This window comes from Nonomuraea rubra, assembly GCF_014207985.1.
Lineage (GTDB): Bacteria > Actinomycetota > Actinomycetes > Streptosporangiales > Streptosporangiaceae > Nonomuraea > Nonomuraea rubra.
Map to the genome: position 1 here is coordinate 9575619 of NZ_JACHMI010000001.1, position 14381 is coordinate 9589999.

Genomic DNA, 14381 nt, shown 5'->3' on the forward strand with positions numbered 1-14381 from the left:
GTCACTCCACCACGGGGGTGCCGGGGTCGATCTCCGGGCGGAAGAAGTCGTCGGCGCTCCTCGCGGCGGCCGGGTGGCGGGTGCTCTGCGCGTCCTGGGGCGCGGCGCCGCCCCAGGGCATGAACGGCATTCCTCCGGTGCCGGGCGCGGCCGGCTCGGCCGCGGCCGTCAGCGGCCTGGTCCAGGAGCCGTCCACGACGGGGACGCTGCCCGGCCGCACGGACGGGCCGGGCCCCTGGGCGGCGCTGGTCGTGTACGGGTCGCGGATGGGGCTGACGACCGGGGCGGTCTCGGGCACCGTGGGGGTGCCGATCGGCTTGCCGGTGGGAGCCGGGCGGGTCGTCGAGGCGGGTGTAGGGGTGTTCGGTTGCGCGGCCGGGACGGGCGTGAAGGCGTTGGGTCGGGCGGCCGGCCGGCCGGGTCCCGGGTAGGTGCCGGGGACGTTGCCCGGCGTGGTGCCGCTCGTCCCTGCCTGGCTCGGGGTGATGCTGCTGAGCTGCCCGGTCCCCGCTGTAACGGCCGGGGCCGGGGTGCCACTGGTCGGAGGCTGCTGCGCGGGCGGGCCGGCCTGCGCGGGGGTGCTCGCCTGCGGGCCGGGCTGCGTGGGTGGTGTCGCCGCCTCGTACCCGGACGACTGCGCCAGCCGGGTGGCGGACCGCGCCGGCACCGTGTCCTCGTACGGCAGGTCGCCACCCTGCACCGGCGTCGCAGCCCGCTCGGGCGGCGGCAGGTACGGCGCGGGCGAGGCGAGCCGGGCGTCCCACGGCAGCCGGTCGGGCAGCATGGTGTGCGCGTGGTGGAAGGCGCCGTTGAGCCGGGTCATGAACTCCCTCGCCCTGCCGTCCCCGTTGTCGGGCGACCCCGACCCCATCGCGTAGTGGTTACGGGGCTCGGTCTCCTGCTCGAACCGTTCCTTGGCCGAGGCCAGCGCCTGGCTGACGGTCTCCAGCGAGGGCGGGACGAGGTTCACCGCGTCGCGCAGCGACTGCAGGTACGCCTGGAGCCGGTTCATCCTGGTGAGCATGGCCCTGGCCGACTCGCCGCCCCAGTTGCCGTCGGCCACGAGGCGGGCCGCGCTGTCGCCGAGCGTGGTGATCGCCGTGGTGAGGAGCCGAGCCGTGGCCTGGTACCCCTCCACGGCCGGGCCGAACTTCTCCGGGCCCGTCGCCATGATCTGCGCCTTGATGGCGTCGCGGCCACCGTACTGGGCCGGGTTCCCGCCTTGCAGGCAACCGTCCTTGATCTGTCGCGGTTCCGGCACTACGCACCCCGCGGGGCGCCGCCGGCGGCGCGCTGGTCGGCGTCCCGCACCGAGTTCGCGGTGGCGACCAGGTCGTCGATGACGCGCTGGACCTGCTCCGCCACGAACCGCACCGACTCGCCCGTGGCCTGCCTGGCCCGGCCGACGGTGTCGGCGTACTGCAGGGCGAGGTCCCACGTGCCGGCGGCGCCGTGGGGCAGGTCGGCCATCCGGTGGTGCAGCCCTTCGAGCTGCGGCAGCAGGTCCGTGGAGAGCCTGCTCGCCACGTCGTGGAGCGCCTCCGGCCTGCACCTCGTCTGGTCCCCGGCCGTGGCCGGGTCGATCAGCGGCTCGTTCACGCCGGGTCAGGTGCCCCAGCGGCGGACGTTGGCGTTCTCCGCGTCCCGCATGATCTCGGTCGCGTCGTGCAGCGCGGGCCCGAAGCGCTGCATGGTGTCGCCCATGGTGACCACGGCCTCGTTCCACTGGCGCTTGGCGTCGAGATAGACGTCCTTGGCCGAGCCCTCCCAGGTCTCCAGGATCTTCAGGTCGGCCTCGAGGTCGGTCAGCTCGCCGACCAGGTTGGCGTAGGCGCGGCCGAGCTCGGCCGCGATCTCGTCCATCTGGTCGAAATTCGCGAGAATGATGTCGGGGTTGCCGGTCATGGTCAGCTCTCCTTCGCCGTCGGATGCCCGCTCAGAGCTTGCCGCCGTTGAGCGAGGCCCGCAGTTGCGCGGCGACGTCGTTGGCCTGGGTGTTCGACTCGGTGTACTGGATGCCGGTCGCCTCCAGCCTCTCGGCGATCAGGTCGAGTGCCTGGATGACCTTCGTGAACTGCGGCGTCCACTCGTTGAGCACCTGCGTGTAGACGGTCGCGGCCTCGCCCTGCCAGGCGGCGCCGAGCGTCGCGGGGATCTGGTTGAGCCGGTTGCGGATCTGCTCGATGTTCCCGACGGCGAGCTGCGCCCGTTCCGCGGCGCTGTGCTGGCTGCCTTCGGCGTACGTCGTCGGCTGGACTGCCACGGTTCACCTCTCGGATCTCATGAACCCGAATTCGGCCGGGTTTCCGTTCGTCGCCGGATCAAGGTAAGCGGCCTCCGGCGGCCGGATCCACGATTTCAACTTTCCTGTAAATGTCGCGCCCGCCGCCTGCGGCCTCTGGGCAACGTCAGCCCCAGGAACACGACCAGCGCCGTGACGCCCGCGGCCCCCGCGGTGATCGCTATGGCGAGGCCGCGCCGGCGTTCGTCCGGGACCGGCGCACGGGCCAGGACGACCGGCGGCGCGGCGGCCCGGCTCTCCGCCGCCGCCGGGAGCACCGAGGTGACGGCCTGCAGGGGGTTGACCAGCCCGGCCCCCGTGCCGGCCGCGCCTCCGCCCTCGGCCGTCCGCTCCAGCCTCCGCTTGACCTGCCAGTGGTCGAGCTCCGGGTGCCTGGCCCTGACCAGCGCGGCCACGCCCGAGACGAACGGGGCGGCGAAGCTCGTGCCGTCCAGCCCCGTACGGTAGCCGCCGCCCGTCCACGCGCTCGTGACCCCGGCGCCCGGCGCGGTCACCGAGATGCGGGTCGCGGTGTTGGAGAAGTCCGGCTTCCTGCCGTCGGGCGAGGCCGCGCCGACCGCGATCACGCCCGGGTACTGCGCCGGGTAGGCGGGCGTGACCGCGCCGTCGTCCTGCTTGACGTTGCCGGCCGCCGCCACGATGACCGCGTCCTTGCGCTGCGCGTACGTCACCGCCGACTTCAGCACCGGGGCGTCGTGGGCCTGCACGGACACGTTGATCACCTCGGCCCCCAGGTCGGCCGCCCGCCTGATGCCCTCGGCCAGCCGCGTCACGTCGCCCGACTGCCCCGCGGTCTGCTTGACCGACACGATCGCGGCCTCCGGCGCGACGCCCAGCACGGGCACGCCGCGCGAGGTGAGGTCCCGCCCGGCGATGATCCCGGCGACCGCGGTGCCGTGGCCCACGCAGTCGCGCGGGCCCGTGCCCGTGAGGTCCACCTGCCGGGCGACCGCGCCGGCGAGCTGGGGGTGCCCGGCGTCCACGCCGCTGTCCACGACGGCGACCGTCACGCCCTCGCCCCTGGTCAGCCGCCACACCTGCTGGAAGCGCAGCCGCTCCTGCGGCCACGGCGTGCCGGTGACCTCCGCGACGCCGGGCTCGGGATCGCAGGTGACCGTGCGGGTGGGGGCGGGGGTGGGCGTCAGGGCGAGGAGAACGGCCGCGGCGCCGTACCAGGTGAAGGGCACGGCACGAAGTCTGCCGACCTTTCCGATTCGTACGGCTCTCTTAGAAATATCTTGAAATGAGGCCCACGGTCGGCAGGGCGGCGGGTAGGCAGGTGTCGGCATGTCCATCGACGTGGACGCGGAGAGTGAGCATGACGGGGATTCCCACGGCCGAGGGCGGCGACGTCCACGGCAACCCCAGGCCCGGCCTCGGATACGCGGAGGAGTACCGGGAGACGGAGACCGAGATCGTCGGCAAGGACGTCGTCACCGGGCCCAAGGACCCCACCCTCGAGGACGCGTACGCCGAGCACGTCCACGACCACCGCAACGGGGGCTACCCCGGCACGCCTCCCGCCCCGCCGACGCAGGCACAGCAGGATCGGCTGCTCGCCGAGAACCACGTGGACCCGGGCACCGCGAAGAAGACGTCCTTCGTCAAGCTGGCCGAGTACGAGGACGCGAGCGGCAGGCCCCTCCCGTCGTCCCCGGTGGAGCGGCTGCGCCAGAACCTCGCGTTCCTCCAGGGCGAGGCGGGCGGGCAGAGCCTCAAGCTCCGCCTCCGCAACACCGCGCTCGACGAGAACGACCTCGGCAAGTGGGAGGCCGCCACGCAGCTGAAGGCCACCACCGACCAGGCCCGCACCACGCTGGACGCGGCCGTCGACCGCGTCTACGGCGTGTACGCGGCCGTGGTCGACGCCCTGGCCGCCACCGTCGAGACCGCGAAGTCCGCCGACCGGAGCGCCGCCGGCAGCGTCAAGAAGGTCTGAGATGACGGGCTACTGGGGCCAGGGGCTCAGGAGCGAGACCGAGCCCAGGATCGACGGCACGCAGGCGACGACCGGCGGCTCGGGCACGGTGGACGAGGTCTCCGCCCTCATCCAGGGCACGAACCCCGCCAGGATCGCCGACGCGGGCCACAGGTACCGCGAGATCGCCGAGCTGTGCCGGGAGTCGGTGGAGACGCTGCGCCGGGAGGCCGACCGCATCGCGCAGACCCTCGGCGGCGAGTACCTGGAGCAGGCCTTCGAGAAGATCGGGGAGCTGCAGCGGGACCTCGCCCGCATCAGCTTCGCCGCCGACGGGCTGAGCCGGCCGCTCATCTGGTACGGGGAACAGGTCCTGCCCTGGTTCCAGAACAACGTGCCCAGGACGGGCGAGTGGTTCGGCGAGCGCACGTTCCTCAACGACCTGGACGACTGGATCGGCGACAACATCGGGCAGACGGACACGAACGCCCACGCCCTGGCCAGGCACCACCTGCAGCAGCTCAACCGCTTCATCGTGGACGTGTACCACGCCGTCCCCGACTACCTGGAGCAGCGCGCGACGGCGCCGCAGGCGGGGACGACGGGCGTGCCGCTCCCGCAGCCGGGCCTGCCCGGGCTGTCGTCCGGTGGGCCGGCGGGTGCGCCGACGGGCAATCCGTACGCGGGCGCCGGCCTGGAGTCGCCGTACGGGCAGACCCCGGGTCTCAGCGGCGGCCCCACCCCCTCCGCACCGGACATCCCCGGCCTCCAGAACCCGTCACCGCAGGACCCGTCACTCCAGAACCCCGCCACGCCCGGCCCCTCCCCTGACCTCCCTGGCACGGCCCAGAACCCCACACAGCAGAACCCCTCGCTCCCGAACCCCTCGCTCGGCACGCCTGCTCCGAACACGCCGAACCTCTCCCAGCCCCCACCCACCACGACCCTGTCCAGCGCCCCCCAGCTGACTCCGTCCAACATCCCGGTCACGAGCGTGCCCCAGCCGCCCGCCACGAGCGGCGGCCCCGGCATCTCCCCCGGAAGCGCCCAGGTCACGCCGTTCACCGGCAACCCGCCCGGCGTGGCGAGCACCTCCGGCATGGGCCCGGCCGGCACGCCGATGGGCATGTACCCGCCGGGCACCGGGCCCGCCGGGCAGGATCGCGAGCGGGAGCGGGTCCCGCTGCCCCTGGTGGAGCACGACGCGTTCGCCGGCGATGACCTGGGCGGCGAGTCCGTGATCGCATGACGGTGATCGCATGACGGTGATCGCATGACGGTGATCGCCGATCGGGTCCGCGGCTACGAGCTGCTGGGGCGGGCCGGTCAGGACGGTCCGTGGACCGTGCACCTCGCCCGGCCCGCGTCCGGCGGCTCCACAGGAAACGTGCTGGTCAAGACGCTCGCCTGCCACCGGGTGGACAAGCGAGCGCTCAAGCGCATCGTGCGCGGCTTCGCCTTCCCCGAGGAGCTGTCGGCGCACCCGGGCGTGATCCCGGTGCTGGAGGTGGGGGCGACGGGGGACGGGCGGCCGTACCTCGTGACGCCGCCGCACGACGGGCTCACGCTCGCCGAGCGGCCGGGGCGGGGCGTGCCGATGCCGCTGGAGCAGGCGACCGGGCTGCTGCGGGCGGTCGCGCGGGTGGTCGCGGCCACGCACGCCGCCGGCGGGGCGCACGGGCGCGTCAAGCCGGAGAACGTCGTCATGACGGCGGGCGGAGTGGTGCTGACCGGGTACGCCATGTCGGCGCTGATGTCGATCGTCGAGCTGCCCGACGGGACGCTGCCCTCGGTGCACGCCTCTCCCGAGGAGCTGGAGGGGCGTCCGCCGGTGCCCGCCTCGGACGTGTACGCGCTGGGGTCGATGGCGTACGAGCTGCTGGCGGGGCGGCCCGCGTTCGCCCCGGACGGGCCGGGGAGCACGGCCCGGTTCGTGCTCGGGGTGCTCGGCGAGACCCCGCCGCCGCTGCCTCCCTCGGTGCCCGCCAGCCTCGCCCGGGTCATCGCCCAGGCGATGTCCAAGGACCCCGCCGCCCGGCCCACCGCCGACTCGCTGGCCACCGCCGCCCGCACGTCCGCCCGGCCCCACACCACACTCCCGCCCGCCCAACTGGGACAACCGCGCACCGCACGCCTGCCCGAATCAGAGCAACCGCTGACGGCGTGCCTGCCCGAGCCGGAGCAGCCGCTGACGGCGCGGTTGCCGGGGCTGGAGGGGGAGGTCGCGCGGTATGAGGGGTCGGGGCCGCGTGAGCTGGTGTGGACCGTGGACCCTGACCGGTCCCAAGTCAGGCCGCCGGCGGGACCTCGGCCGTTCCTCCCGCCCGCCACCGAGGCCACCCCGCCGTCTCAGGCCTCGCATCCTCAGGACCCGCCTTCTCAGGGCCCGCCTTCTCAGGGCCCGCCTTCTCAGGGCCCGCAGCAGGCGGCCAGGAAGGGCAGCAAGGTGCCGCTGGTCGTGGCGGGCGTGTCGGCGCTGGCCGTGCTGGCGGGCGCGGGCAGCGTGGCCCTGGCGATGAGCGGCGCCGAGACCACCACCGTCACCGCCGAGAACCAGCCCACCGACACCAGCGACCAACCGGGCGACCCGGCCACCGACCAGCCGACCGGGGAGCCGCCCCAGGCCGACCAGCGCTCGCAGCCGTCAGCGGACCCCGGGACACCCGGAACACCCGGGACGACGGCATCCGCCCCGGCCACCTCCCCACCCCCGCACCACACCACGAACCCCGCCACCATCGCCGCATACCGCCCTAAAAACCTCAAACTGGTGTCCGACAACGGCGCCACGGTGACGCTCTCCTGGAAGGCCGTACGCAAGAACGACTACCCCACGATCATCCAGCAGGCCCCGGGAGACCGCCTGCTGTCGGCCCCGGCCGGCAGCACCACCTACCCGGTCGGCGGCCTGGACCCGGCCACGGGCTACTGCTTCAAGGTCGGCACCGTCGTAGCCCTCGGCCAGCCGTCCTCCGTCGCCTGGTCGTCCGCGCTGTGCATCAGGGGCGCCGCCGAGGCCGACCCAGACGAAGAGGTACAGCCGCCGATCGTGCTCCCCCTGGCCACCCCGCCGCCCGCGTCACCGGAACAGGGTTAGCGGCGACAACCGCCGTACGAGCCTGCGCGTCACCGGAACCCGCCGCCTGACCAGCGCGTCCACGGCGGTGTAGTGCCGCCAGGCGAGGTCGGCGTCGGCGTGGTCCACGGGCGCGGCGCCGAACGTGGCGAGGTTCGCCAGGTCCGCGAGCACGGTCAGCGGCTCCCGCGCCTCCGCCCCCAGCCCGGCCTCCGCCCGGTACGCCACCTCCCGCGCCGTCAGCGCCCCCGACGACACCGGGATTCCGGCCCCGCGCAACCGGGACACGGTCTGCCGCCACGCTCCCACCACCCGGCCGGCGGCCGACGCGGCCCGGCGCCGCCGCGAACGCCGGACGCGCGGCACCACCCCCACCGCGACGAGGTAGAGCACCACCAGGCCGCCGGGCACGGCCGGCCAGAGCAGCATCCCATCCGCCGCCCCGGGCCGGGGCTCGGGCACCGGGGTGGCCTTCGCGGTGGGGGTCTTGGCGTGCTCGGGCTCCGAGGACTCGTTGTTGATCGCCTGCTCGATCTCCCTGGCCTGCTTGGGCGCGCCCTCGGCCACGTCCCCGCCCTCACCCGCACGCGTACGGGACGGCGTCGGATAGAACGGCACCCACCCGATCCCGTCGAACGCGACCTCGGCCCACGCCAGCACATCCCCACCCCGCACCTGCCGCACCCCACCAGCCGCACCGTCGGCCGCCCCACTGGCCGCCTCTCCGGGCGCCCCATCGGCTGGCTCGCCGGGTCTGAAGCCCACCACGATCCGGCTCGGCAGCCCGATCGACCGCGCCAGCAGCGCGAACGACGCCGCGAACTGCTCGGTCGTCCCCCGCTTGGACTCCGTCAGGAAGAACTCGATGCTGCGATAGCCGTGCCCGGGCGGCGAGTTCACGTCGTTCACGGCGAGCTTGCGCAGGTACGCGGCCAGTTTGGCGGCCTGCTGCGCCGGGCCGCGCGCCCCGGCCGTGGCGCGGCGGGCGAGGTCGCGCAGGCGGGCCCGCTGCGGCGGCGTACGGCCGTCGGGCCCGTCGGGCAGCCGCAGCGCCGCCGGGTCGGCGGCGGGGCCGGCGCCGCGCAGTTCCGCGGCCGAGAACCGGCGCAGGCCCGAGGTCACCTCGTACGTCAGCCCCTCGCGCGCCTGCGTGCCGGCCAGCGCGCCGGTCGCGGGATCGACCACGATGCCGGGCCCGATGGCCCGCAGCGGCCGGTCGGCGGCGGGCAGCCACGGGCCGGGCAGCTTCTGCAGCGTGAACCGCTGCTCGACGATGTCGCGCTCCCCCGCCGCCCCCGGCACCCGCCCGCCCGTCGGTACGAACCCGGCGCTCGACGTCCAGCTCACCCCGTCGAACGTGTCGAGAACGGCCAGCCGGAGGTTCGCCTCGGACGACGTGCTGACCGTGAACAGCTCGCGCTGCGGGTTCTGCAGCCAGGCCGACACCTGGTCGAGGGCGCTCACGCCGCGGATCGGGCGGGGCGGGGGCTGCTCGACCAGCTCGCGCACGTCGTACGGCCGCTCGGCCCTGGGCAGCACGGGCCCCACGACGACCCCGACCGGCACCAGCACGGCGAGCAGCACCCCACCGGCCACCAGCGCCCCCACGGACCTGCCCGCCCTGACCAGCGCCAGCAGCAGCACCAACCCCGCGAACACCGCCGCGTACGGCACCCCGCTGCCCTCACCCGCGACGCCGAACACGATCGCGACGGCCAGCACGGGCAGCGCGGCGGCGGCGGGCGGCAGGATCGCCCTCGACCTCAGCACCAGCTCGGTCCCGGCGGTGGTGGCGGCCCAGACCAGGAAGCTGACCAGCACGATCGCCGTGCTGCCGGGGGCGGCGGGCAGGATGGTGGTCAGCAGCACGCCGCCCGCGTCGCGCACGCCGATCAGCGCGGCCCGCACGGCGGCTGGGCTCGGCACGAACCCGAGCCACGCGTCCGCCCTGAACAGGGTCGCCGACACCGCCGTCAGCCACGCCAGCACGCTCACGGGGATCGTCCCCCAGACCGGCAACCTTCCGGCGAGCACCAACGCCAGCACCCCCGGCCCTCCGGCGGCCACCGCCACCACCGGCACCAGCGCCCCGACCGGGAACACCCCGTCGAACGCCATCCCGGCCGACGCGACCAGCAGCACCACCACGGCAACCGCGGCCAACCGCCTCACCTGCGCCTCGGGCCGCGCCGCAGGCGAGCCATGCGCCGGCTTCCCCGGCGACGCCACGCCGGGCGCCGGCACCCCGGGCTGCGCCGCACCGGACGGCGGCACGGGCGTCCCAGACGGCGCGTCCCCGGCCCGGCGCCCCCCAGCGCCCGCAGAGGCGCCGTACGGCTCGCCACCCGCCGCACGCGGCCCCGGCCCAGCGCCCCCGCCCGGCCCGCCCACCCCCCGCACCACGCCGGACGGCGGCACGCCCGCGGGCGACGAGCCGGCTGGCGGTGGGCCGGCGGGCGGCGGGCCGGCTGGGGGTGGGCCGGCTGGGGGTGGGGTCAGCGTGGCCATGTTGCCGCCAGCTCATCGAGATCGCCCACCTCGATCACCATCACCCCCGCCGCCCGCGGCACAGGCCCCACCCCCGGATCCCCCACCCGCACGAACACCACCTGATCGAACCGCCGCCGCACCGCCGCCACATCCGCCAAAGCCTCGAACGACCCGCTCACGACCACCAGAGCCCCACCACCCCGCCCCCGCCGCAACACGTGCAGCGGCGGCTCGGCGGCGGCGGACCGCTCCACCACGGCCAGCCGATCGAGCACCTGCTCGTCCTCCCCCGGCCCGCCCCGGGCCCAGGCCAGCTCGCCCACCCCCGTGAGCACCCGCACGGGGAACCGGGCCCGCGTCACCGCGCAGGCCGCCGACGCCACCACGTCCACGGCCAGCTCGAACTCGTCGTCCCCCGCGTACGCCGAGAGCCGGGTGTCCAGGACCGCGACGGTGTCCGGCAGGTTGACGTCGGTGAGTTCCTTCACCATCAGCACCCCGGTCCGGGCCGTGGACCGCCAGTGCACGTGCCGCAGCTCGTCGCCGACCACGTACTCGCGCAGCCCGTTGAAGCTGCTCGCCCCGGCCGGCGCCGACCGGGAGGCCAGCCCGTCCAGGTGCCGGCGCCGCCCCGAGTGCAGCGGGGTGAGGGGCACGGTGCGCGGCCGTACCAGCAGGAGGTCGACCCGCCCGTAGTCGCGGACGCGGCGCACCAGCCCGAACGGGTCGGCGCGGTCGAGCAGCAGCGGCCCCACCGGCGTCTCGCCGCGGCGGCGGGTGGGCAGCCGGTACGACACGGTCCGCGCCGTGTGCCGGGCCAGTGACGGCACCTCGACCGTCACCGTCGTGTCCCGGCAGGTGTCGCGCGCCACCAGCCCCGAATGCCGCCACCGCCCGGTGTTGCGCACGTGCAGGACGGCCACGGCCGGCTCCCCGCGCGTCACCTTCACCGGCGTCACCTCGCGCCGCACCTCCAGCCCCGCCCCGCGCAGCGTCCACAGCGCCCCGGCCCCCACGGCCGCCAGCCCGGCCACCGCCAGGACCGCCGGCTGGACGTACCCGAACGGCGCTCCCACGGCGTAGACCAGCACCGACGCGGCGGCCAGCCCCCACCCGGCCCTGGTGATCATTCGCACTCCCAGAGCGGGGCCGCCGGGAAGCCCCCCTTCGGGGTGGCCATCATCACGTCGTTGATCCAGCCGTTGCCGTACTGGGATTCGATCTTGTTCCAGACGTCGCTGCTCTGGCCCGTGTACGTGTCGGTGTAGGCGGCGCCCTTCTGCTGGCAGAGCACGGTGACCGTGACGTACACGCCCTTCGGGATCTTGCCAGCCTCGCCGCCGGGGCTGGGTCCGGTGCGGATGATCGTGTTGGTGTCGTTGTTGTTGGCGTTCTGGAACTGGGCGGACGGCGGGCGCAGGTCGGCGGTGGCCTCCGCGCGTTCCTCGCTCTCGCCGGCCTCGTTCCTGGCGCGCAGGGTCCAGGTGTAGGACTGCCCGTTCTTGAGCCCGGTCACCTCGGCGCTGGTGCCCTCCGGCCGGTCCGGGTGGGCGCCGGGGCCTTCCAGCACGTACGTGACGCCGTTCCGCGCGTTGTCCGGGGCGGACCAGGTCAGGTCGGCGCCGTGGTTCTTGCCCTTGGCGGCGAAGTTCGCGGGGCGGCCGGGGGCGACGCAGGGGCGTACCGGGATCGTGGAGGCGGACTCCACCTCTCCGCCGTCGTACTGGGCGGCGACCCGGAACGTGTACTCCTGGCCGCAGCTCCCGCCGGTGACCTTGAACTGGTACGGGCCGCCGGGGTCGGCCCGGGACGGGGTGACGTCGGCCCCCGGGGGCGCGCCCTTGAGCGTGTACCCCGTGACGCCCTCGCTCTGCCCGGACGGCGTGAAGACGATCTCCATGTAGCCGGGCCCCGACTTGGCCGTGACCGAGGCGGGCGGCTCAGGCTTCGGGGTGGGGGTCGGGGTGGGAGTGGGCGTCGGGGTGGGGGTGGGGGTCTCCGTCACCGTGGGCGTGGGAGTGGCCGTGACGGTCACCGTCGGCACCGCGGTCCTGGTCCGCGTCGGCACGGACGTCGGCTTCCCGGTGGGCTGCCTCGTCGGCTGCACCACCGTGGGGACGGAGGTCGGGACGGGCAGCGGCGTCGGGGTGTCCTTCTGCCCGACCGCCTCGTCGTACTTGCCGACCCGGTGCCCCCTGCCGTCCTGCTCGATGACCAGGGCGGTCTCGCTGAACTGGTCATTCACCCAGAGCAGCCCGTCCTTGACGAACACCTCCAGCGGCCCCGCCTTCCCGGTGACCACCTTGTCGGCCTCGAACTGCTTGGCCACCGTGTCGTACACGATGAGCTTGCCCGTGCTCTCGTCGGCGAGGTAGATCCGCCGCCCGAGCGCCTGCGGCGCGCCCAGCTTGCCGCCCTTCACCGAGACCGTCGTCAGCGCGCCGGTGCCGGTGTCCACCAGGACGAGCGCGTGCTGCTTGGGCGCCAGGATCGGCACGACCTGGCTCTCGGCCACGGCGGGGACCAGCAGCCCGGCGCCCCCTGCGTCCGTCACCGTGCTGGGCAGGCTCACCTGCAGCCGTGTGCCCGTGGCGCCGATCACCATGGCGGAGGCGGCGGCGGAGTTGGTGACCAGGGGGACGCCGTTCGCGATCGTGAGGGTGAGCGGATCGCCCGCCTCGCCGACGGTCACGGCCTTGCCCTGCTGGGCGCCGTTGACCTGGACGAGAGTCCCCTCCTCCGGCACCGGCACCCAGAGCGTGCCGTTCCTGTCGATCCCGGCCGCGCCGAGCGGCGGCTTCAGCACGATCGGCGCGCCGATCGTGTCCACGGTCAGCGGGTCGAGCTGCCGCACGGTGCCACCGCGCGGGTCGATCCCGTACGCCTTGCCCGCCCCCATCACGATCTGCATGCCGCCCGCGCCGAGGGAACCGGTCTGGGCGACCTCCAGCTGGGTGGGGTCGATGCGGCTGACCTTGCCGGTGGACTCGTCCATGACCAGCACGTTGTCGCCGTCCTGGACCACCTTGAGCTCATGCCCGCCGGCGGAGGCCAGGTCCACCCGGGCGTCCACCTGCCCGGACAGCCCGTTGGCGTGCACGACCTCGCCGTTCAGCGCGCTGGCCAGCCAGGCCCCCACGTCGGAGAGCCTGGGGCGGGCGCTGGAGACGCCCGTGCCCAGGAACAGGCCGACTCCCACCAGCGCGGCGACCAGCACCCCGGCGACGATCCCCGCCGCCTTGCGGCCCGCCGCGCTCCGCCACCGAATGGCCACCGACTCACCCCGGAAGTTGCGTGCGCATACGTGTCCGCGGACGACACTAGGGTGGGCCCCGCCGGTCGCGGCGGCTCTTCAAATAACCTGGAAATGTCCGGGTCAGGGGGCGTTCCGGTGCCGGTCCTCGATGTCCTTCAGCTGCTCGGCCATCGACGCCTCGAACGACTCCAGCATGCTGGTGAAGCGCTCCGCGTCGAGGTCGTCCGCCGGGGTGCCGGCCATGATGCGGTCCACCTGGCGGGCGGCGTCGTCGTGCGCCTCCTGGGCGGCGCGCAGGAGGGCCTCCGCCAGCTGCCGGCTGTCCAGGCGCAGGGCGCGCGGCGCGAGCTCGACGTTCACGAGCCGGCCCGAGGCGCCGGCCGTCACGCGTACCTGGCCGTCCGCGGCCTCGCCACGGCCGACGACGACGTCGATCTCGTTCTTGAGCTGCTCGACGTGGACCAGCATCTCCTCGGCCCGCGCCGTGATCCGTTCCAGGTCTTCTGGGGCGAAGTCGTGCACCGTACCTCCCGGCTGTGTTGCGGGGAGCGTACGGGGTGATCCGGCCACTTCGGAAAAGCTTGAAGGATCTACGGGGCGACGGCCAGCAGGGCGAAGCGGCGGGCGGTGGCCCTCAGCGGGCGGCCCCGGGCCAGGTCCTCGTGGAGGGCGCGCAGCCGGTCCTCGTACGCGGCCACCTCGAAGCCCGGCACCTGCCAGGAGACGGCGCGCAGGAACAGCACGAGCGCGCCGATGTCGTGGAACCTGGTGGTGAAGGACGCCTCCTCGCTCCACACGATCTTCAGGCCGAGCGCCGCCGTGGCCGCGGCGAGGTCCCAGGCCCGGTCCGGGTGCGGGGGGCCGCCGAGCGCGGCGTTGAGCTCCTCCAGGTCGCGTCCGGACACCTGCTGGGTGAGGTAGCGGCCGCCGGGGGCGAGCAGGCGGCGGACCTCGGCCGGGTCGTAGGGCGCGTGGCGGTTGAGCACGAGGTCGAAGGAGGCGTCGGGGAACGCGTGCGTGGATTCGGCGACCTCGACGCCCAGCGGCTCCAGGCGGGCCCTGGCGATGGGCAGGTTCGGCGCGTACCCCTCGGTGGCCGCCGTGCGCGGGGGCAGGGGGGCCAGGCCGGACAGCAGCTCGCCGCCGCCCGTTCCCAGGTCGAGGAGGGAGGCGGCGGTTCGCAGGTGCTCGCGGGCCAGGTGCTCGTAGTCCCAGGGCGGCTCGCCCTCGTCGGTGACGCGGCCGCGGAGGAGGGAGAAGTCCCAGCCCTCGAACGGGGTGGCCGTCGCCTCGCGGATCAGCTCCTCGAAGTCCATGCGGGCGATCATGCCGTACGGCC

Annotated in this window: 13 protein-coding genes; 3 read left to right on the forward strand and 10 right to left on the reverse strand. The window is 74.6% G+C overall.

From position 1 onward, the window contains the following. Position 1 precedes the first annotated feature (1 nt). The 5 genes from HD593_RS43610 to mycP all read right to left on the reverse strand — a co-directional run bounded on the left by HD593_RS43610 (position 2) and on the right by mycP (position 3489). Positions 2-1261 carry a WXG100 family type VII secretion target gene (locus HD593_RS43610; RefSeq protein WP_185108555.1) on the reverse strand — a complete coding sequence of 420 codons (1260 nt, stop codon included), beginning with the start codon at positions 1259-1261 and terminating at the stop codon, positions 2-4. Next, the gene (locus HD593_RS43615; RefSeq protein WP_185108557.1) at positions 1261-1599 is read right to left on the reverse strand and encodes a hypothetical protein; all 339 of its coding nucleotides are present in this window, start codon (positions 1597-1599) and stop codon (positions 1261-1263) included. The genes HD593_RS43610 and HD593_RS43615 overlap by 1 nt, the downstream gene beginning before the upstream one ends. 6 nt (positions 1600-1605) lie before the next feature. Then, the gene (locus tag HD593_RS43620; protein ID WP_185108559.1) at positions 1606-1905 is read right to left on the reverse strand and encodes a WXG100 family type VII secretion target; all 300 of its coding nucleotides are present in this window, start codon (positions 1903-1905) and stop codon (positions 1606-1608) included. A gap of 31 nt (positions 1906-1936) precedes the next feature. After that, positions 1937-2263 carry a WXG100 family type VII secretion target gene (locus tag HD593_RS43625; RefSeq protein WP_185108561.1) on the reverse strand — a complete coding sequence of 109 codons (327 nt, stop codon included), beginning with the start codon at positions 2261-2263 and terminating at the stop codon, positions 1937-1939. Positions 2264-2358: 95 nt separating this feature from the next. Further along, entirely contained in the window at positions 2359-3489 is a 1131-nt protein-coding gene (gene mycP / locus HD593_RS43630; protein WP_185108563.1) for a type VII secretion-associated serine protease mycosin, read from the reverse strand. Positions 3490-3620: 131 nt separating this feature from the next. On the opposite strand from mycP, the gene HD593_RS43635 reads away from it, so the two are divergent. From HD593_RS43635 to HD593_RS63910, 3 genes are read left to right on the forward strand one after another with little or no spacing between them, the layout of a single operon-like run. Beyond that, complete coding sequence (locus tag HD593_RS43635; RefSeq protein WP_185108565.1) at positions 3621-4241, forward strand: hypothetical protein; 621 nt, start codon at positions 3621-3623, stop codon at positions 4239-4241. A 1-nt stretch (position 4242) separates the two neighbouring features. Further along, positions 4243-5469, forward strand: a complete 1227-nt coding sequence (locus tag HD593_RS43640) for a hypothetical protein (RefSeq protein ID WP_185108567.1) — start codon at positions 4243-4245, stop codon at positions 5467-5469. Positions 5470-5493: 24 nt separating this feature from the next. After that, on the forward strand, positions 5494-7317 hold the full coding sequence (locus tag HD593_RS63910) for a serine/threonine protein kinase (protein WP_185108569.1): 1824 nt from the start codon (positions 5494-5496) through the stop codon (positions 7315-7317). On the opposite strand, the gene HD593_RS43650 is transcribed toward HD593_RS63910, so the two are convergent. The 5 genes from HD593_RS43650 to HD593_RS43670 all read right to left on the reverse strand — a co-directional run bounded on the left by HD593_RS43650 (position 7300) and on the right by HD593_RS43670 (position 14358). Further along, positions 7300-9459, reverse strand: a complete 2160-nt coding sequence (locus tag HD593_RS43650) for a transglutaminase TgpA family protein (protein ID WP_185108571.1) — start codon at positions 9457-9459, stop codon at positions 7300-7302. The two genes, HD593_RS63910 and HD593_RS43650, sit on opposite strands and share 18 nt — an antisense overlap. 332 nt (positions 9460-9791) lie before the next feature. Further along, positions 9792-10916, reverse strand: a complete 1125-nt coding sequence (locus tag HD593_RS43655; RefSeq protein WP_185108573.1) for a DUF58 domain-containing protein — start codon at positions 10914-10916, stop codon at positions 9792-9794. Then, entirely contained in the window at positions 10913-13060 is a 2148-nt protein-coding gene (locus tag HD593_RS43660) for a hypothetical protein (protein WP_185108575.1), read from the reverse strand. The genes HD593_RS43655 and HD593_RS43660 overlap by 4 nt, the downstream gene beginning before the upstream one ends. A gap of 102 nt (positions 13061-13162) precedes the next feature. Continuing rightward, positions 13163-13564 carry a YbaB/EbfC family nucleoid-associated protein gene (locus tag HD593_RS43665; RefSeq protein WP_312904140.1) on the reverse strand — a complete coding sequence of 134 codons (402 nt, stop codon included), beginning with the start codon at positions 13562-13564 and terminating at the stop codon, positions 13163-13165. Between the two features lie 68 nt (positions 13565-13632). Beyond that, positions 13633-14358: a class I SAM-dependent methyltransferase gene (locus HD593_RS43670; RefSeq protein WP_185108577.1), complete on the reverse strand. Its 726-nt coding sequence runs from the start codon at positions 14356-14358 to the stop codon at positions 13633-13635. Between the last annotated feature and the right edge of the window lie 23 nt (positions 14359-14381).

What these genes read in the sequence shown, in the direction of transcription:
- HD593_RS43655 (WP_185108573.1), bottom strand. Translation starts at nt 10,916, where the DNA reads ATGATCACCAGGGCCGGGTGGGGGCTGGCCGCCGCGTCGGTGCTGGTC.
- HD593_RS43635 (WP_185108565.1), top strand. Translation starts at nt 3,621, where the DNA reads ATGACGGGGATTCCCACGGCCGAGGGCGGCGACGTCCACGGCAACCCC.
- HD593_RS63910 (WP_185108569.1), top strand. Translation starts at nt 5,494, where the DNA reads ATGACGGTGATCGCCGATCGGGTCCGCGGCTACGAGCTGCTGGGGCGG.
- HD593_RS43670 (WP_185108577.1), bottom strand. Translation starts at nt 14,358, where the DNA reads ATGGACTTCGAGGAGCTGATCCGCGAGGCGACGGCCACCCCGTTCGAG.
- HD593_RS43620 (WP_185108559.1), bottom strand. Translation starts at nt 1,905, where the DNA reads ATGACCGGCAACCCCGACATCATTCTCGCGAATTTCGACCAGATGGAC.
- HD593_RS43640 (WP_185108567.1), top strand. Translation starts at nt 4,243, where the DNA reads ATGACGGGCTACTGGGGCCAGGGGCTCAGGAGCGAGACCGAGCCCAGG.